At 37.7% G+C, this 18,617-nt stretch carries 16 protein-coding genes; 5 read left to right on the forward strand and 11 right to left on the reverse strand.

Annotated features, from left to right (window positions below; all coding sequences use genetic code 11):
- Position 1 precedes the first annotated feature (1 nt).
- The 3 genes from P1K33_RS13885 to P1K33_RS13895 all read right to left on the reverse strand — a co-directional run bounded on the left by P1K33_RS13885 (position 2) and on the right by P1K33_RS13895 (position 5,267).
- Positions 2-451, reverse strand: coding sequence for a hypothetical protein (locus P1K33_RS13885; RefSeq protein ID WP_284653593.1), 450 nt, complete (start codon positions 449-451; stop codon positions 2-4).
- 69 nt (positions 452-520) lie between these two features.
- Positions 521-2,251, reverse strand: coding sequence for a porin family protein (locus P1K33_RS13890; protein WP_284653594.1), 1,731 nt, complete (start codon positions 2,249-2,251; stop codon positions 521-523).
- Between the two features lies 1 nt (position 2,252).
- Positions 2,253-5,267, reverse strand: a complete 3,015-nt coding sequence (locus P1K33_RS13895; protein WP_284653595.1) for a tetratricopeptide repeat protein — start codon at positions 5,265-5,267, stop codon at positions 2,253-2,255.
- Positions 5,268-5,507: 240 nt separating this feature from the next.
- Between P1K33_RS13895 and P1K33_RS13900 the strand changes: the two genes are divergently transcribed.
- A complete protein-coding gene (locus P1K33_RS13900) occupies positions 5,508-6,191 on the forward strand; it encodes a cell division ATP-binding protein FtsE (protein ID WP_284653596.1) in 684 nt (227 codons plus the stop codon).
- On the opposite strand, the gene P1K33_RS13905 is transcribed toward P1K33_RS13900, so the two are convergent.
- Both P1K33_RS13905 and P1K33_RS13910 read right to left on the reverse strand, forming a co-directional pair.
- Complete coding sequence (locus tag P1K33_RS13905; RefSeq protein WP_284653597.1) at positions 6,160-7,419, reverse strand: ArnT family glycosyltransferase; 1,260 nt, start codon at positions 7,417-7,419, stop codon at positions 6,160-6,162. The two genes, P1K33_RS13900 and P1K33_RS13905, sit on opposite strands and share 32 nt — an antisense overlap.
- 1 nt (position 7,420) lies before the next feature.
- Complete coding sequence (locus P1K33_RS13910) at positions 7,421-8,239, reverse strand: 2OG-Fe(II) oxygenase (RefSeq protein WP_284653598.1); 819 nt, start codon at positions 8,237-8,239, stop codon at positions 7,421-7,423.
- Between the two features lie 63 nt (positions 8,240-8,302).
- On the opposite strand from P1K33_RS13910, the gene P1K33_RS13915 reads away from it, so the two are divergent.
- Positions 8,303-9,199: a glycosyltransferase family 2 protein gene (locus tag P1K33_RS13915; protein WP_284653599.1), complete on the forward strand. Its 897-nt coding sequence runs from the start codon at positions 8,303-8,305 to the stop codon at positions 9,197-9,199.
- Positions 9,199-10,125 (forward strand): glycosyltransferase family 2 protein, encoded by a 927-nt coding sequence (locus tag P1K33_RS13920; protein ID WP_284653600.1) that lies wholly within the window; start codon positions 9,199-9,201, stop codon positions 10,123-10,125. The genes P1K33_RS13915 and P1K33_RS13920 overlap by 1 nt, the downstream gene beginning before the upstream one ends.
- Here the strand turns inward: P1K33_RS13920 and P1K33_RS13925 are convergent.
- Positions 10,111-10,539 carry a sugar 3,4-ketoisomerase gene (locus P1K33_RS13925; protein WP_284653601.1) on the reverse strand — a complete coding sequence of 143 codons (429 nt, stop codon included), beginning with the start codon at positions 10,537-10,539 and terminating at the stop codon, positions 10,111-10,113. The genes P1K33_RS13920 and P1K33_RS13925 overlap by 15 nt on opposite strands.
- A complete protein-coding gene (locus P1K33_RS13930; protein ID WP_284653602.1) occupies positions 10,512-11,597 on the reverse strand; it encodes a glycosyltransferase in 1,086 nt (361 codons plus the stop codon). The genes P1K33_RS13925 and P1K33_RS13930 overlap by 28 nt, the downstream gene beginning before the upstream one ends.
- Before the next feature lie 34 nt (positions 11,598-11,631).
- Here P1K33_RS13930 and P1K33_RS13935 point away from each other — a divergent pair, with 34 nt between their 5' ends.
- Positions 11,632-12,798 carry a glycosyltransferase gene (locus tag P1K33_RS13935; protein WP_284653603.1) on the forward strand — a complete coding sequence of 389 codons (1,167 nt, stop codon included), beginning with the start codon at positions 11,632-11,634 and terminating at the stop codon, positions 12,796-12,798.
- On the opposite strand, the gene P1K33_RS13940 is transcribed toward P1K33_RS13935, so the two are convergent.
- The 4 genes from P1K33_RS13940 to P1K33_RS13955 are packed head-to-tail and all read right to left on the reverse strand — an operon-like array spanning position 12,795 to position 16,693.
- Positions 12,795-14,063: an O-antigen translocase gene (locus P1K33_RS13940; protein WP_284653604.1), complete on the reverse strand. Its 1,269-nt coding sequence runs from the start codon at positions 14,061-14,063 to the stop codon at positions 12,795-12,797. The genes P1K33_RS13935 and P1K33_RS13940 overlap by 4 nt on opposite strands.
- A gap of 1 nt (position 14,064) precedes the next feature.
- Positions 14,065-14,622, reverse strand: a complete 558-nt coding sequence (locus P1K33_RS13945; protein WP_284653605.1) for an acyltransferase — start codon at positions 14,620-14,622, stop codon at positions 14,065-14,067.
- A complete protein-coding gene (locus P1K33_RS13950; RefSeq protein WP_284653606.1) occupies positions 14,622-15,719 on the reverse strand; it encodes a DegT/DnrJ/EryC1/StrS family aminotransferase in 1,098 nt (365 codons plus the stop codon). Before P1K33_RS13950 ends, P1K33_RS13945 begins: the two co-directional genes overlap by 1 nt.
- Entirely contained in the window at positions 15,716-16,693 is a 978-nt protein-coding gene (locus tag P1K33_RS13955) for a GNAT family N-acetyltransferase (RefSeq protein WP_284653607.1), read from the reverse strand. The genes P1K33_RS13950 and P1K33_RS13955 overlap by 4 nt, the downstream gene beginning before the upstream one ends.
- A gap of 173 nt (positions 16,694-16,866) precedes the next feature.
- On the opposite strand from P1K33_RS13955, the gene P1K33_RS13960 reads away from it, so the two are divergent.
- Positions 16,867-18,600: a T9SS type B sorting domain-containing protein gene (locus P1K33_RS13960; RefSeq protein WP_284653608.1), complete on the forward strand. Its 1,734-nt coding sequence runs from the start codon at positions 16,867-16,869 to the stop codon at positions 18,598-18,600.
- Positions 18,601-18,617: the final 17 nt, after the last annotated feature.

Genomic DNA, 18,617 nt, shown 5'->3' on the forward strand with positions numbered 1-18,617 from the left:
GCTATTCGATGTTTTTGATCAGGTATTTTTTTCCCTGAAGTTCAAACTCATATCCAATTGGATTTCCCATCAACTGACTTCCCAAAGGCGATTGTGGTGAAAGCGCAAATATGGTTTTCCCGTCAAAAGTGATTTTAGGCAGAGCCGCACTGATAAAAAGCAACAATTCATTGGTTTGAACCAAACTGCCCAAAGCTACTTTCTGGTGAACTGCTGAAGCATCAATTTTGTCAAGAATACTTTTCTGCTCGAGGATTTCCTTAAGCTTATGGTTGAGTTTTTCCTGTTCCAAATGCATCATCGACAAAGCTGTTTCGTGTTTGTCACCAGCCGAACCTTTGGCATCGTTTTGCGCATCAACCGTCAACCCTGAAATCATGTCCTGAAAAACATCAATTCGGTCCTGGATTAATTCCTTATAGCGATTGAGTATTTGTTGCTTTAAAGTCATCTGTATTGGAAATAAAAAATCCTGCAAAGCAAAGATAGCTCTACAGGATTGTTTTAGGTGAAATATATTTTAAAAATCAAATTTATAATTTGCGCCGGCCATGACCTGTAATCCTTGTACCGGATAGTTCATCCAACGCTCGTAATTCTTATTGGCCAAATTGTTTCCTTTTAAGAAAAATGAGAAACGCTCATTGAATTTGTAACCCACATGGGCATTCAAATCGAAATAGCTTTCCAAAGTAATGGTATCATCCGCTGGAACTGGAAAAGTAGCCGCATAATGCGCAAAATCTTTTCTTTCGCCTACGAAAAACAAATTGGTTCCGGCATATAATTTTGGTGTAATATTGACATCCAAACTGGCGCCGATATTGATACTTGGCAAATTCCAGGCTTCTGGTTCGACACTGGTTGAATAACTGCTGAAAGTTCCGTTAACACCAAAAGTCACATTTCTGGAAAAATCGGCTTTCAATTCTCCAAAGAAACTGATGGTTTTTAATTTGTCATAAACTACTTTAAAGGAATTGCCATATTGGTATCCTTCAAAACCAATCAACTCTTCATAACCGTTGCTTTTGAAAAAGGCTTTGTTATCTTCATTCATATAAGAACCGCGAATGTTATAGCTTACGCTATTGGCCAGTTTTCCTTTTAATCCGGCATAGATATCATACTGCTGATCGGTTGGCGCAACAATTAACGTTGGCGATACAAAGAAATTCTCCTGAACAAAATCGTGGTAAGAGTTTTGTTTTAAACCACCTTCGATTCCGGCGTAGAAAATCATCAAATCACCTACAACTCTATACGAACCGGTGATTTGTGGATAGATAAAGAATTTGCTTTCGCCTTCTTCCTGTGCCGCACTGTAATAGAAACCTACTCCGGCATTCACTGTTAAATCGTCTCTTTTGATTTTAATGCTTGGCTGGAAAGCAAAATTGGCAAAACCATATTTATAGCCTTCATTTCCATTGATGTCTTTTTCAAAAGAACCGCTGATATAATCAACCAAAAAGTCGGTTTTAATTTTTTGTTCCACTATGTCAAATTCCAATGATGGTTTGGCTACGAAACGATTTTCTGCAGAACCTTTGGCATCCCAAAAACGGGTGAATTTAATCGAGCTTTCCTTTAAAACATCACCCAATCCCAATCTTCCGCCTACATATAAAGTCTGATACGTTTGTTTCTCATCTATGGTTTCAATGGTTGCATCAGTTAAAGTATTCGGATAAATCCCGTACCAATTGTAGATTTGGTGTTTGTAACCCAAATCGGCATTCCAGGTCATCGACTTGGTTCTGCTGCCATAAGTCACATCCAGCGCCGTATTCATAAACTTATCATCCAAAACCACTTCATCAATTCCGCCCTGAGTGGAATTGTGACGCAACATGCCACCAAAATAATCGGTATTGCTGATCTCCTGGGTAACAAATAATTCTGCATTGGCGGTGCCATAATTTCCGGCGGCCAGGGTCACATAGTTGCTGAAAATTTTCTCCTGTGGTGATTTGTCTACGCTAGCTGCTTTCCCTTTGGCCGGTGCAAAAGTCGATGCTACCGGAAACGAAAAGATATTGTATTTGATGTTTTCCTTTTTCAAAGTTTCTTCATCATCCAGTGTTGGCGTTTCTTTTACCTTAAACGCATCAGAAATCGTTGGCGTATAAGGCTTCACTACGTTTACGACTTCCGTACCTATATTGTCGTCTTTCTTTTGGGCCAGGGTTTCTTGAAAACCTGCCAAAACTAAAACTGTGGCTATTGTATATTGAAATGTCTTTTTCATATTATTTCTCTATTGATGAATTCGTTTTGGCCGCTTCGCCTTTGATAAAATCCAATTCGGTTTGTGCTTCGGCTACGACATCGGTATAAGAAGCAAAGTTTTTAATTACGCTGTCCAGGATGGAAGTCGCGCTGAAATTGTCTTTCATTTGGTAATAGTTTTTGGCCATTACTATCAACCCTTTGGCACCAAAATATTTATACCCCGAATAGTCTTTAGCCAGTTTCTGAACCGTTTTATTCGAATCCTCATATTTGCCGTCTTTGTTTTTGAAATAGGCATCATAATACAAGGCTTCAGCAGCTAATTCCCCTTTGGCAATAGTTAACAATTTGGCGTAAGCCGCTCTGGCTTTAGGTTCATCATTCACCTGAATGGCAGAACGCGCCACGATAATCTGTGCATCACTTTTTACTTTGTTATCTGTTTTTGGATTCGCCAAAACCTTATCAGCATAAACCACTGCGTTGGCATAATCTTTTTGATCATAATACGCACGCATCAGATTGGCTTGTGCAAAAGTTACGTTTTGTGGAAAATCGGCTTCGGTTTCCAAACGTTTCAGGATTGGAGCGGCTTTGGTATAATCATCTTTTTTCAAATGGATTTCAGCCAAACGCGCTAACGATTGTTCGGTAAACTCATTTCTTTGTCTGCCAATCACATATTCATAATTCGGAATTGAACTCGCTTCCAAGCCATCGGCATAATAAGATTGTGCCAAATAGAAATTGGCTTTCAAAGCGTGGATTCCATTCGGGAATTTAGAAACATAACCACTCAAAGCTGAAATTGCCTGTTTGGTATTGTTTTGCAGATATTGTTTTTCAGCCGCTTCGTAAGTATCATTATCCAAATCGGCATCAGACACTTCCACAAAATCCAACGTTCTCACCCAGGAAGCATATTCATCAACCCTTCCTTTATCCATATAAATCAAACGCGCCGTGGCAACTGCTTCCAAGGCTTCCGGCGTATTCGGATACTCAGCTGCCACTTTTTTGAATTTGATTAAGGCCGATTCATCTTTCTGTGAGTTGTAATATACCAATCCCTGACGCAGAATCGCTTTGGCGGCAAAAGAACCGTTTTTGAATTCACTCAACAATTGGTCATAGGTTTTTACCGCCATATCCGTTTTGTTTTCGGTTACGTAGGTATTTCCCAATTCGAACAAAGCATCATCACGGTATTTAGACGTTTTGAAGTTTTGCAGAAACTTATTGAAGTCTTCTATTTTTTTGTCATTACGGGAAACAAAACCATAGCTCAACGCTTTTTGGAATGCCGCATAATCGGCATCGATGGCTTTCATTTCGATGGCTTTGTTATAAGCATCCATCGCCGGCCAATATTTGGACGTTACAAAACGGGAATCACCCAAACGCAGGTAAGCATCATTCAAACGCACTTTGTCGTCCTTGTTTCCATCAACATAACTTTGGAAATAATTTCCGGCCTGTTCGTATTCCTTTTGCTTGAAATAAGCATAGGCAATATTGTAATTGATGTTTTTGTTTTCCGGGGTTTCTTTCGCAGATGCGTAACTCGTAAACTGTTTGAAGCTCAATAACGATTCGTTGAAATTATCCAAAACATATTCGGTTTCGCCTTTCCAGAAAGTTGCTCTGGCGGTAAATTTCTCATTTCGTGGCATCGCGATTGATTTTTTAAACATCGCTAATGCATCCTTGTAATTCCCATCGGTATACAATTCGATTCCGCGGTAGAACGTCACTTTTTGGTAGGCCGGTTTGTTGGCTTCAGTATTGTTTTTTTCCAATAAGGTCAACGCATCTTTATAGTTTTTCGAAGTGATATAAGAATTGATCAATAAGGTTTCGATTTCGGCTTTGCTTGGTGAATTCGGATATTTAGCCAAAAACGATGACAATACATCCGGAACACTTTGGTACGAATTTCCAATTTCATAACTCAATTTGGCGTAATTCAAATGGGCATCTTCCTGGATTTGTTTGTCAAAATCCATTTCTGAAGCGCTTTTGAAGGCATTTAATGCCTGTTGCTTTTTATCGGTTTTGAAATAACATTCACCCAAGTGATAGTAACCGTTTTGTGCTACAAAGTCTTTACCATCAATGATTTTATTGAATTGCGTAATCGCATTTTCATAGTCTTTCTGCATATAGTAAGCATAACCTAATTGGTAATAATCGGTATTGCTCCATTTGCCTTTTTTGCCTCGGTATTCTTTTAGATAAGGCAAAGCCTTGTCATATTGCTTTAAGTTGAAATAACTCTCACCGATGATTTTATTCAGTTCCGATTTCTCAGAAGCATTTGATTTTGGCATTGCAGTGAGTCCGGCATCAATCGCTTTTTGAAAATTGCCTTCCTTGAAAGCCATATCGGCTTTGAAATAAGACAATTTCTCTTTGTATTTCTCTTCGTCTTCAACCTCTTTGAAATACTTATTGGCTTCCTGATAATTGTTACCTTCGTACTCCATAAATCCTAAGTAGTAATTGGCTTGTGTGCCATATTCCTTAGAATTCACTACTTTTTTCAGATACTCTGCCGCTTGTTTTTTGTCGCCTGAGGTGAAATAAGCATATCCTTTTTGGAAGGTGAATTTTTCACTTTGCTCGTAGGTCAGGGCGCTTTCATCCACTTTGTCAAAATACTGCAAGGCCTGTGGAAATTTACCTTGTTCGAAATAGTATTGTGCCACTTCAATATAAGCCTGATTTTGTTTTGAACTCGTTGGGTAATCCGCAACAAATTTCTCCATCAATTCGTCAGCATTATTCTGATTCAAGTGAATCGCACAAATACCGATATAATAAGCACAGTCCGCTAAAACATCTTCTGCTTTAGTGTCTTGCTTTACTTTTTCAAAAAGGATTTGTGCCGATTGGTACTGCTTGTCTTTATACAATAAAATAGCCTTGTCAAAATCGGTTAAATTATGGGTATAAATAGCAGATTGTTGGGCTGAAACCGCTGGTATTCCTGCTATGGACAGCAGAAAACATAACATTAAAACTCTACGCATGGTTTTTATTTTTACTTATCCAAAATTATTACTCTATACTCTATAACGGGAAAACCATGCCATTTATTATAAACATTCTTTTAAACAATTTCTTTTGAGAGAAAAGAGTAAAGAAAATAGAGAAAAGAAGCTCGGATCAAAAAAGAAAATCTATTTTCTATTCTCTATATTCTATTCTCTTTTAGGATTTGCGAATTAGGATTATTATTTACTATTTTTACCCAATAAACCAAATTACTCATGTCACAAACAGTTTTATCTTTAAAAAACGTAACTATCTATCAGGAAAAGAAAGTGATTTTATCACAGGTTAATCTGGAAGTTAAAGAAGGTGAATTCCTTTATATTATCGGTAAAACAGGTACAGGTAAAAGTAGTTTTATGAAAACCCTTTACGCTGATTTGGCACTTACCGAAGGCCAGGGCAACATCGTAGGTTATGATTTGAACAACCTGAAAGAAGATCAGATTCCGTTTTTGAGAAGAAAACTGGGCATCGTTTTTCAGGACTTTTTATTGTTGCCGGACCGAAGCATCAATGAAAATTTGCTTTTCGTTTTAAAGGCCACCGGCTGGACTGACGCAGCTTCCATGCAGAATAAAATTGATGAAGTGTTGGAAAAAGTAGGTTTGAGAGGCATTGCGCAAAAAATGCCACACCAACTTTCGGGCGGTGAGCAACAAAGAGTAGCGATTGCCAGAGCTTTATTGAATGACCCTGAATTGATTTTGGCTGATGAACCAACCGGAAACCTTGACCCGCAAACCAGTGCGGAAGTATTGGCCGTATTGAAAAAAATCAATGAAAATGGTAAAACGGTAATTATGTCCACACACGATTATGCGGTGATTATGAAATTCCCGTCGAAAACTTTGAAATGCGAAGACAATACTATTTTTGAAGTGGTTCAGAAGACGGTTTAATCCAATTCCTATCAGTTAAAAACTTAGCCAAAAGCAAGATGGCAAAAGGGAAAGTCACTAGGTGAAATCTATCGCCCTGACCACAAGATACGCCCGACAGCACAATAATATAGACTATAAAAAATGCTATAAAAAAGTATAGTTTTTCTTTTTTGTAATACTTTAGTAAAAAGTAGGCAGAAAGCAAAACGGCCAACAAAGTAAACAAACGGTTCTGCCATTTGGTGATATCAAAAACCAACGATTTCCAAAACGCAAAGTGGCTTCTGTTTGCATGGTTTTTTAAATCTTCAATACAGCCATTCCCAGATATGGCATTCTCTTTTACATCATCAAAATAGGCTTTGACAAAATTTGGAAAATTAGTCGTAATCTGGTTTTTGATGTCTTCCGATGCCACTCTTTTCTGTTCGGTAAAAGGTAAACCAAACAAATATTCTGCCCTTGGATTGTTCATCTGACTGTATTCCTTGCCATTCTTAAAACATTCCGCCTTGCTGCAGATATAATTGTGATACGTCACGCCGTCTATATAACTGATAGTAAAATCACCATATTGCACACGCATTCCCACGACCTGTATAACAATCATCAGCAAGCTTCCATAAATGAAAACCATGCTTTTATCCTTGTAATTCCTGAAAATTTCCCTGAAAAAAAACAAAGTCATGATAATGGCAAAAAACTTCGCTCCGGGTTTAATCAACATGCTTGACAACAGTAAAGTCAAGGCCAATGAGAGAAACCAGAATTGTTGCGTTTTATAATATTGGAACAATAAATAAAAAGCCAGCATGATAAAAAACACAAAGATGTTTTCCGTCAGAATGTGGAAATTCCAAATGATATTTCCCAATAAAAAAAACGGAAGAATGGCAAACCAAAAAGCGATTTTCTCTTTGACAAAATGCTTGGCAATTTCAAACAGCAGTATTGATGTTCCCAGCCAGCAGAATATATTGACAAACAAACTCCATTGGAAAATCCCGGCATCAGAACTTCCGAAAAGGTATGGAATACCCGTAATGAAAGCCATTACCATCGGCCGGTAATAATGTCCGGTAAATTTGTGATACATTTTTTGTGCCGACTCGAGGTAATTATCACAATCGGGATAAACCAATGTCTGTTTGCCCAACTGCAATAGGAAATTCAGGGTTTCCAGACAGCACAAACCCACCAAAATAATGAATAAATGATAACGATATTTCTTTAGGAAGGAACTCAAGTTAATTGTTTTTCTTGTATACATGCGGATTTTCCTTGATGCCTTTTTTGAACACTTTTCGCAATGTCATTCTCAAAAAAGTATCGGCTCTCAGAACTAAATCGGCCATTTTATTTTCCGGTCTGCCACGGAAAGAAGTCACGTGAAACCGGTCTGAATCCAACAATGGGGAATGGGCAAAATAATAATTGGAAACACAACGACGATAATCACTGTGAACCACAGGAGAAACGGAATGCAGCGAACCACAATGGGTTTCCATTATGGCCAATCGGTTGAATTTGCTGTGAATGGTAATCTGTTGCTGCTCTAATCCATTGGGCCAAAGCTCTAAATTGCCACCGTATGCTTCTTCCCAATTGGGCGTCACATAATACAACAAATTGAGCACACGCCACAGATTGCGGTCCTTATCATGCGAATTGTCTAAATGCGGATTAAGAAACTGCTTTTTTCCCATCATTGAAATACCGCCGGCATACAAATTTTCATCGGGAATCGGATGTTTAACATCGCAGATTTCACCTATGATTTCCACTACTCTTTTGTCCTGAAAAGCAAAAATGATTTCTTCAAGCAATGGATTATAAAGATCCATTTGAGCGGCAACATATTTATTTTCACGCAGGCTTTTCTTTAGCACCATCTGACTGGCTTCAGGGAAAACTTTAGCAATTTTCACGGCAATTTCCTCAGGCAATAAATCATCTACGATCAAATAACCAATGCCGGAATCTGAGTTTCGAAATTGAAACTTAAGCGCTTCTTTTTCACTCCTGAGCTTCTCAAAAATAAGATTTGCTAAATCAATTCGGTTCATAGTGTTAATATTGCCAAAAAATATATTTCTTTGTAAAGGTATTATTTAATTCTGTTTTTATAAATGATTTCAATCCTAATTCCGACGTACAATTACAACACTTTACCATTGGTAGAGGAATTGTACAATCAGATTGTTTCGGAAAACATTGACTTCGAGATCATTGTCCAGGATGATGCTTCTCCGATAAACGAAAATACGGAAATAAATTCTAAAATCAACCAACTGAAAAACTGCCGATTTGAGCGCAATGAAACCAATTTAGGCCGCGGTCAAAACCGAAATGCATTAGTGGCAAAAGCCCAATATGACTGGGTTTTACTGATGGATTGCGATATGTATCCCAAGAGCAAGAATTTTATCAAAATTTATTTAAGAAGCATCCGGAAGAATGACAAGGATGCCGTTTTTGGCGGTATCATTTATTTTGATGAAAAACCCAAGGATGATGAAGTATTGCGCTGGATTTTTGGCAAAAACAGAGAAGAAATTCCATTGAAAAAAAGATTGACCAGCCCATATCACTATACTTTGATTTCAAATATCCTCATTCGAAAAGAATGGTTGACGGCACATCCTTTTGACCCTGAAATTTACAATTATGGTTATGAAGACATTGTTTTTATTTTAGGCCTAAAAAGCAATCATATTCCCATTTCGCATATCGAAAATCCGGCCTTCCATCTCAATTTGGAGAAATCATCGGTTTTTCTGGAAAAATTCCACAGTTCATTGCAAAATCTCAAACAGGTTTTGGACAGAAAAATTATTGACCCGAATGATACTTCACTAACCAAGGTTTATGCAAAAGTGGAAAGATTAAAATTGTTGGGATTAGCCACTTTTTTATTCAAGCTTTTCAAAAAAACATTTACCAAAAACCTGCTTTCCAAAAATCCGTCAATTTTCATTTTTGACATTTATCGACTCGGTTATTTTTGTCAATTAAATTCACGCTGATGCCCTATTTTTCTATAGTCATACCAGTTTATAACAAAGGTAAATTTGTTGGCAAAACACTGAAAAGCGTTTTGGATCAAACCTATTCCGACTATGAAATCATCATTGTAAATGACGGTTCAACAGACCATAGTGAGTCTGTCATCCAAACTTTTCAGGACGACCGAATCCGATATTTCTCAAAGGAAAACGAAGGTGTTGCCATAGCCCGAAACTTTGGTATCGGGAAAGCCGAAAGCGAATTCATTTGTTTCCTGGACGCTGATGATTTTTGGCATCCCCATTTTTTGGAAACCATAAAATCTACCATCGGAAAATGCCCTGAGCAAAAGGTTTTTGCCAGTGCGATTGAAGTCGAAACCGGTAATAAAACATTTGCAGCCAACTATTCGATTGTCAAAAAATCGAATTTTGAAATTGTCGATTTCTTTGAGGCCAGCGAGAAAGAATGTGTGTTATGGACTTCCGGTGTGGCCATTCACAAAAGTGTTTTTGAAACCGTTGGCGATTTTGACACCAATATCAAAAAAGGAGAAGATACCGAATTGTGGATTCGCATTGGATTGCAATATCCGGTGGTATTTATCTGGAAAATTTCGGCCAGATATGTTTATGATGAAAGTGGTGTTTCACGTAATCTGAATTACTTTTTTGAACCTTATACATTTGAAAAATACGCAGTCAAAGAAAAGACAAACCCAAAGCTAAAACATTATTTGGACCTGAATCGCTTCTCGGGAGTAATCAAAAGCAAATTGAATGGTGATTTTAAAACGGCAAAATCACTTTACAAACAAATCGATCTGGATACTATTGGCTGGAAGAAAGTAATCCTGTTACAATTGCCAAGCATTGTTTTGAAATTTCTGGTTGGTTTCAAAAATTTCTCAGCCAAAATCGGTATCGGGAAATCAGTTTTTAGATAACAAAAAAGCATTATAATCTCTAATATAATCGGCTTCTTCAAAAACATCCGAAGCAATCACCAGGCAAACAGAACCTGAAGAAAAATTCTCCAGCTCACGCCAAATCCCATTCGGAATCAACAAACCTTCATTGGGCTTATTCAGTGTAACTGTCTTTTTCTGTTGGCCGTCTGTCAGCACAACATCAAAGCTTCCGCTCAAAGCCACTAAAAATTCCTGCTGCTCTTTATGTGAATGACCGCCGCGTTCTGCGCCACTTGGCACATCATACAAATAATACACGCGTTTCATCGCAAACGGAATCACATTGCCTTCAATTACGGAAAGGTTGCCTCGGGTATCATGAATTTTTGGGATATCCAGAATTTGTATGTCGGTTATACTGTTCATTTTGCGTTTAATAGTTCCTGCCATTGTTGGGCAACGGTTGTCAAAGATAAATGTTCTACACTTTTCTTCGCATTATTTTTACAGTTTTGGTACAAACTTTCGTTTTCAAAGAGTTTTTTGATGGCTTCTGCCAAGGCATTTTCATTGTGGTTTTCTACCAATAATCCGTTGGTTTCATTTTGTATGATCTCACTCGGGCCGGTTTTACAAGCAACCGAAATTACGGGAGTTCCGGCTGCAAGCGATTCAACCAATGACATCGGGAAACCTTCAAAATAGCTGGTTAAAATGGTACAATGTGCGTTTTGAACATAGGCTGTAATCTCTTTTTGAAAAGGCAATATATCTACGTGATCGTTCAATTCCAATCCATTGATTTTACCCAAAATAAAATCCTTATCGGTACCATCGCCAATGATCATCAGCCTTACTCCTTTTTCATAAACCTTAGAGATTGAAAACGCCTTCAACAGCAAAGTGAAATTTTTGATTTTTTCTTCCAATCGGCCAAAAAACAAAAGATATTGCTCCGGTAAATCATTAGGTTTATCTAACGTGGATTCGACAGTTATTATCGGATTATAGATGGTTTTTGTATTCCTAAAATCGTATTGCTCTTTTACCAAACTTTCAATTCCTTTGGAAACACAAACCAGCTTAGCGGCAGTTGCATATAAATAATTGGCCCAAAAGCGTGACTTGGGCAAATACATGTCCAGATTGGCACTGTGAATCATAAAGTACGTTTGGCGTTTGCCATAAATCCATTTGGTAAAAATCTCGCGCAACAACATCGGTCGGGAACGATTGTCAATGACAAGCTGTATCTCATTCTCCATTAAATATTGTGCAATGTATTTCCCTTTTTTGACCGCGCGGAAAATTCCTTTTTCATTGGCAAACATCTGACCTAAATTGACCAATTTCCCCTGATATTCATAATCTACAACATCCAAAATAATCAGGTGATGCACTTCATATCCCAAATCCTGCAACATAAAACTCAACAGGCCTGCAAAACGCTCAGCACCGCCAACACCAAGGGAAGCGGAAACTAAAGCTATTTTATTGTTGTTTTTCATTTCTTACTTATATTGCATCAAATATAGCAAGATAATGAAGATTTTACTCATTGGAGAATACAGTCGGTTGCACAATTCCTTAAAAGAAGGTTTGCAGCAATTGGAAAACGAAGTGACTATCTTGGGTTTCAAAGATGGTTTCAAGGATTTTCCAGTTGATTTTCCTTTGGTCAAAAAATGGGATTACGGCATTTTGAAAAAAATAAAAGTTGCGGTTTTACGGCTGACCGGTTTTGACATTTCTTCTTATCTGACATATAAACAGTTTCAGCAAAATAAACGACATTTCCAAGGGTTTGACGTAGTTCAGCTCATCAATGAAAACAGTTTTTTTTGTGATTACCGATATGAAAAAAAGATTTTAAGTTTTCTTTTTAAACACAATAAAAAAGTCTTTTTGCTGTCCTGTGGTGACGATTACGTTTATGTGGATTACAATTTCAATCATCCCGAAAACCCATCAATTGTACAGCCCTATCTGGCTAAAAAAATTGCCGATGCCGACTTTTCGAATGTCTTAAAGTTCAGGACAAAATCATTTGAAAAACTGCATCATTTCATTTATCAGAACATTCAGGGTGTGATTGCCACCGATATTGATTATCATATTCCGTTGCAAAATCATTCCACCCGAGGCGGAGCCGGACAGAGCAGAGCTAAATATTTAGGATTGATTCCGAGTCCGATTAACCTAAGCAGGTTTCCCAAAAGCGAATTAAAAATCGGTGACCGGATTGTGATTTTCCACGGTATTAACCGCGAAAGTTATTTCAAAAAAGGAAATGATTTTTTTGAAAAAGCACTCGAAATCATTAAGAAAAAATACGATGACAGGATTGATGTTTTTGTAACCGAAAATATCCCATATAACGACTATATCAACCGTTACAACCAAGCGCATATTGTTTTAGATCAACTCTATGGCCATGACCAGGGAAGCAACGCACTCGAAGCGATGGCCAAGGGCAAAGTGGTTTTTACCAATGCCAGCGAATCTTTTGAAAAACATTATCATCTGACTGAAAAAGCCGCCATCAATGCCAAACCCGATGTGGATGAGTTGGTAGCCCAATTGTCATTTCTGATTGAAAATCCGGATGAGATAAAGGCCATCGGAAAAAGAGCCAGGGCATTTGTGGAAAGTGAGCACGATTATATAAAAATCGCGGGGAAATATTCTGAAATTTGGAATCAATCCTAACGCTTGAGAAACAGCTTGCGGAACATCAATAAAACCAAAACAAAAGCAATAACATTGGCGTAAAAATAGGCTTTAACAACACCTTCTACTGCAGCCTCTTTCATCAGAAAAACAGCCAACAGGAAATAAGAAACATTAAAAATAATTTCAACCAGAAAGTAGCGTTTCATCATGGTTTTGACCAAAATCTGGAATCCAAAAGCCAAGGTCATTATTTTTATCAAATCGCCTGCCAATTGCCAAATCAACAAGTCATTGATACCCGAAAATTCTGGGGTAAACGCAATTCCTAAAATGAAGTTTCTGACCAGATAAATCACAACCAACATTAGGAAAAATAAAGGCACAAATACTTTAAAATAGGATTTCAGTTCGGTTTTAAATTCGCTTTCCGTGTGAATCGACGCCAGCTTAGGCATATAATACAACGACAATCCCGAGCTGAAAAACATCATATAAAAACTCGACAATCGATTGACCGCATCCCAAATTCCGGCTTCCTGAATCGAGTAATCCTGCACTATGTTGTTTCGGATAAACAGCAAAGTCATCGGCACCGCAAAAGCACTCAGTAGCGCCATCACAGAGAATTTCCTGATGACATCGACATATTTTTTACTGACTATTTTATGCAAATCAAACCGGAAAGAATTTTTGTCCTGACTGACAAAGGAAAACGTAACCATAACCATTAAGATTTCACCAACAGCAATGGAAAGCAATCCGCCAAAAATCTGTTCCTGCCAAATCATAAAAGCAGTCATCCCAAAGACCAGGACATTGGAAACGATTTGAATGATTACGATCTTTTTATATTTTTCCAACCCATTGTAAATTGCCATCCAAAAAGTATTGATGACCATTAAAGGCAACAGGAGGGCGAAGAAACGAATTGGTGTTGTGTGACTTTCAGTAAAAAAAAGAAAAGCGGAAATCGGTGTGGCAAAAGCCAAAATCAAAATGGCCAAGACCGTTGAAACACCCAAAAACAACCAGAAAAAAGTAGAATAAATAACAGAAAGTTCTTTTTTGTCTTCCTTGTTTTCGACAAAAAGTTTGACAATGGAATTACTGATGCCCAGCGTTGCAATCGACTTGCCCATAGTCGCAAAATTTCGGAAACTGCCCATCAAAGCCATTCCGGAAGTTCCCAGAAAAACCGAAATAATTTTAGCCGAAACAATACCCAATACAAAACTGACTGCTACCGAAATCGAATTCAGCGACAAGACTTTCAGAAGTGTATTATGTTTTAGTATTTTCAATTTATAAATTTCGAATTACTCTCGCGGGATTTCCGGCAGCTATGGCATTGTCAGGAATATTTCCCGTTACTATGGAGCCATTGCCAATCACAGTATTTTTGCCAATGACAGCACCTTTCAGGATAGTGACATTATCGCCTAAAAAAACATTTTCACCTATCAGAACCGCTTCAGATTTAGGTTGGCCTTCATTTCTTTTATCAGCATCCAAATGGTGACCGTCATTGTCAATCACCGCACAATTCACTCCTATCAAAACGTCATTTTGAATGGTAATTTTTGAAAAGGCAACCGCTGAAAAACCATTGTTTATGGAAACGTTATCACCAATCACAATTTCGCTGTCGGGATTTCTAGCTTCCAAATATGTGTAATGCGAGTAATAATTGGGTGAATCTGTCACGCCAATCTGAACATTCTTGCCAAATGAAATTTTCCCTTTTCCCTTTAATAACAAAGGATGAAACAATTTTGGTTTCCCCGAAACCTTGCTGCAATCAGAAATCCATTGGAATTTCCAAATCCGCAAAGTGACAAAAAAGAAATGTTTTATTCCCATTAGTACTGATTTAAAACTGTGATTATATGTGTTACTTCTTCTTCGGTCATCACAGGACTCAAAGGCAGACTCAACACTTCGCGATGGATCTTTTCGGTAATTGGAAACGAAAGGGAATTCCAATGTGCCAGTGCTTTTTGTTGGTGCGGCGGAACCGGATAATGAATCAGTGTTTCAATATTATTTTTCTTCAAATAATCCTGTAAATCCTGTCTGTTTTTTGTTCGAATGACAAACAAATGAAACACATGATCATCTGATTTATTCCAATATGGCAAAGTGATTTTGTCATTTTTGATTTCAGCCAAATAGCGTTTAACCATATTTTTTCGCAATTCGTTTCCCGCATCCAAATGAGGTAATTTCACATTCAGGAAAGCGGCTTGCAATTCGTCTAAACGAGAATTGACACCGATAAATTCGTTGTAGTATTTTTGTTCCGAACCATAATTCCGCAAAGCAAAAAGGATTTTGGCCAACGCTTCATCATTGGTTGTAATCGCACCGGCGTCACCCAGTGCACCCAGGTTTTTCCCGGGATAAAAGCTAAACGCTGCGGCATGAGACAAATTACCCGAATATCCTGCTGCTGACTTTGCGCCATGCGCTTGGGCTGAATCTTCAATTACCAACAAATTATGCTGTTTGGCTATCGCATTTATTTTATCCATTTCGGCCAATTGTCCGTATAAATGAACTGGTAAAATGGCTTTGGTTTTGGAGGTTATTTTTTCGGAAATTAAATCGGGATTGAGATTGTAGGTTTCCAATTTTGGTTCCACCAAAACCGGAACCAAATCGGCCTGCAATATGGCTAAAATACTGGCAATATAGGTATTTGCCGGAACGATGACCTCATCGCCTTTTTGCAATTTCCCAAGCTGGATATAGGCTTTGAAAATCAAGACCATGGCATCCAATCCGTTGCCGACACCGATGCAATATTTCGTGCCGCTATATTGGGCAAAATCACGTTCGAATGTTTTGACTTCATTGCCCAAAATAAACCAGCCTTTATCCAAGACCTGTTGCATTTTTTCCTGAAATGCGGCTTGATAAGGCAAATTGATTTTATGTAAGTCGAGGAATTTTATCATATCATAACGTTTTCTAACAGGGTATAATGGGCTGTTTCTATTTCGTAATAATCCTGAACCGTGGTTTTAGCATCAAAACTTTCTTTCCAGAACAAAATTCCTTCGCTGATTTTCTTCCCGTCATCTTCGTGTGATGGACCAAAATCAAAATAAATTTTATCCTTAAAAACATCCATAATCAGATGATTGTATAAAAAATCGAGGCTGCCCAATTCATTTTTGTCTTCATTTCCCGAAATGTATTGTGGATGTGCAACCGTGTCCGTAATAAAAATGGTGGTTCCAGCCACAATTTTATCTTGGTGATACACATTGAAATGGCGGATGTTTTTGGGGAATTTCTGTTGGAGTTTAATTATCTCTTCAACCGAATGCACCGGTTTGGCATTGCGCTTTCTGTCTAAGTTTGGAATCAGAATTTCGTTCCAAAAAAGCTCAAACTTCAATTCTTCCTTAATAGTTAAACCATTTTTTTCTCCGCGTCGGACATTTGCACTTCTTGATCTCGTGAAAGAAAATGGCTTCATAAGCTCAATAACCGATAAACAATCCCTTCTGATTAATTGGGCCTGAGTCAAAAATAAAGCATACTCAATTTCCTCAGAGAAAAAGGAATTATAGATGCCCGGTATTAATTTCAGCTGAAACCGGTCAAATTGATTTTGGTGAAGAAATTCAAGGACTGATTTAGTAATGGCAATGACTTCTCCCAATTTTATTTTGGCTTCAAAAACAAAACCGCCATAAGTCAATCCCTGATGAGAAAAAAGCTGATTGTCCTTGACATGAGCCGGAATTACAGCATACAATTTCTCTTCGTCAAAAACCATCAGGGAATAATCCTGAAACCTATCGGAATGGTATTCCATAAAATCGCGATGAAACAAAAAAGTAGCGTTTTTGGCACTGCTGATAAAAGCATTCCAAAGGGCAGCATCGTCCGAATGATAGCGTCTTACAGTATAGTTTTTCACGGGTTGGGTTTAGACTTTGGAAAATTAAACATTTATTTTTTAATAGCATTCACTATACAAAAAATAAGAAATCCAAAATATTTACTTATTTTTAGCCTACTAAATTCAATTTAGCCTTGAATTCTAAACGGAAATTGCTGTGTTTTATTGCCCTGTTACTCAACATTTACTGTATGAGCAGTCAGGATATTACCCTATACGAGCAGTTCAACGGAAAGTATGATTTTACCTTTTTCGGGAATACGATGAACACCCAGGAAAACAATACAATTTTTAGCCCGGTGACCGTTACTTCTTCATCGGCAACTATGAATTTAAACCCAACTGATGTCATTGAAAAAGCCTATTTATATTGGGCCGGAAGCGGCGATGGTGATTTTAATGTCACATTAAACACAACCACAATTACACCCGACAGAACCTTTACTTACAGTATACTGCTAAATGAATTTGTGTTCACCTATTTTAGTGCGTTTAAAGATGTTACAGCCTTAGTTCAAAGTACCGGAAATGGAACTTATACACTATCTGACCTTGACATTTCTGCTTTTGAAGAATTACATTTACAAAGAAGAACTAATTTTGCGGGTTGGGCCATTGTCATTGTCTATAAAAATGATGCCTTACCGTTGAATCAGATTAATGTTTATGACGGATTACAAGGTGTTCCTAATGAATTGTCCATCACGCTCGACAATTTGAATGTAATTGACAATCTTAATTCCAAAGTAGGTTTTCTGGCTTGGGAAGGAGATTCGCTTCTTTCTACAGAACAATTCAGGATTAATGGTGATTTGTTGAGCAATGCTCAGAATCCTTCGAGTAATGTTTTCAATGGAAGTAATTCCTTTACCGGAAGTACCACTTTATACAATATGGATTTGGATGTTTATGACATACAGGACCACATTGCTGTTGGTGACACCAGTGCTGAAATATCGCTTACTTCCACTCAGGATTTTGTAATGATTAATACCGTAGTTACCAAGCTGAACAGTCAAATTCCTGATGGAACAGTAATTATAGATTCGGTCAATAAACAATGTGATTCCAGAACAATTGTGGTGAATTATACCGTTTCTAATTTGAATTGTACCGGTCCGCTTCCCGAACAAACACCGGTTTCAATTTATATCAATGGCCAATTGATCGATGTGATTGAAACTTTAGTAGCCATTCCAGTTGACGGCTCTGTTAGTTTGCAGACTACGATTGTTTTACCTGACACCATTCCGGATAATTTCAATATCAATTTTGTTGTAGATGATAAAGGCGATGGCACGGGTGTAGTCAATGAATTAATTGAAACCAACAATTCCTTTACAGTTAGTGAAGCACTGGGCACTTCTCCTACTTTTAATCCGTTGGAAAATTTGCTTTCCTGCAACGAAGGATTTACCCAAGGGACTTTTAATTTTTCATCTTATGAAGCTTTGGTCAAAACAGACCCTGAAGACAGTGCTGCTTTTTACGAAACCTTAGAGGATGCCAACAATGGTATCAACCCCATTTTAGACACTTCAAATTATGTTGCGGTAACCACTCCCAAAGAAATTTTTATCCGATTGGACAATGCCAATTGCTATGCAACCACTTCTTTTATGCTGACTACCCGAAATTGTCCGCCCACAGTTTATAATTTTATTTCGGCTAACAATGACAACCGAAATGATCATTTTACCATCGCTGGTTTACAAAATATCTTCCTGAATTATAAAATAGAGATTTATAATCGTTGGGGTAAATTAGTTTGGACAGGAAGCCAGCAAACTGAAAAATGGGATGGTTATATCAAAGAAGGAATGGGAACAAAAAATGCTCCTGACGGCACTTACTTTTATTTATTATACTTAAACGACCCAGATTATCCCCAACCTCTGAGCGGTTATTTGTATTTAGTTCATTAATAAGAAAATCTTTGTAA

Origin of the sequence: Flavobacterium terrisoli (assembly GCF_030167905.1) — a bacterium.
Lineage (GTDB): Bacteria > Bacteroidota > Bacteroidia > Flavobacteriales > Flavobacteriaceae > Flavobacterium > Flavobacterium terrisoli.

Excerpts from the sequence above, each read along its gene's own strand:
- P1K33_RS13885 (WP_284653593.1), bottom strand. The coding sequence starts at position 451 with ATGACTTTAAAGCAACAAATACTCAATCGCTATAAGGAATTAATCCAG.
- P1K33_RS13890 (WP_284653594.1), bottom strand. The coding sequence starts at position 2,251 with ATGAAAAAGACATTTCAATATACAATAGCCACAGTTTTAGTTTTGGCA.
- P1K33_RS13895 (WP_284653595.1), bottom strand. The coding sequence starts at position 5,267 with ATGCGTAGAGTTTTAATGTTATGTTTTCTGCTGTCCATAGCAGGAATA.
- P1K33_RS13900 (WP_284653596.1), top strand. The coding sequence starts at position 5,508 with ATGTCACAAACAGTTTTATCTTTAAAAAACGTAACTATCTATCAGGAA.
- P1K33_RS13910 (WP_284653598.1), bottom strand. The coding sequence starts at position 8,239 with ATGAACCGAATTGATTTAGCAAATCTTATTTTTGAGAAGCTCAGGAGT.
- P1K33_RS13915 (WP_284653599.1), top strand. The coding sequence starts at position 8,303 with ATGATTTCAATCCTAATTCCGACGTACAATTACAACACTTTACCATTG.
- P1K33_RS13920 (WP_284653600.1), top strand. The coding sequence starts at position 9,199 with ATGCCCTATTTTTCTATAGTCATACCAGTTTATAACAAAGGTAAATTT.
- P1K33_RS13925 (WP_284653601.1), bottom strand. The coding sequence starts at position 10,539 with ATGGCAGGAACTATTAAACGCAAAATGAACAGTATAACCGACATACAA.
- P1K33_RS13930 (WP_284653602.1), bottom strand. The coding sequence starts at position 11,597 with ATGAAAAACAACAATAAAATAGCTTTAGTTTCCGCTTCCCTTGGTGTT.
- P1K33_RS13935 (WP_284653603.1), top strand. The coding sequence starts at position 11,632 with ATGAAGATTTTACTCATTGGAGAATACAGTCGGTTGCACAATTCCTTA.
- P1K33_RS13945 (WP_284653605.1), bottom strand. The coding sequence starts at position 14,622 with ATGGGAATAAAACATTTCTTTTTTGTCACTTTGCGGATTTGGAAATTC.
- P1K33_RS13950 (WP_284653606.1), bottom strand. The coding sequence starts at position 15,719 with ATGATAAAATTCCTCGACTTACATAAAATCAATTTGCCTTATCAAGCC.
- P1K33_RS13960 (WP_284653608.1), top strand. The coding sequence starts at position 16,867 with ATGAGCAGTCAGGATATTACCCTATACGAGCAGTTCAACGGAAAGTAT.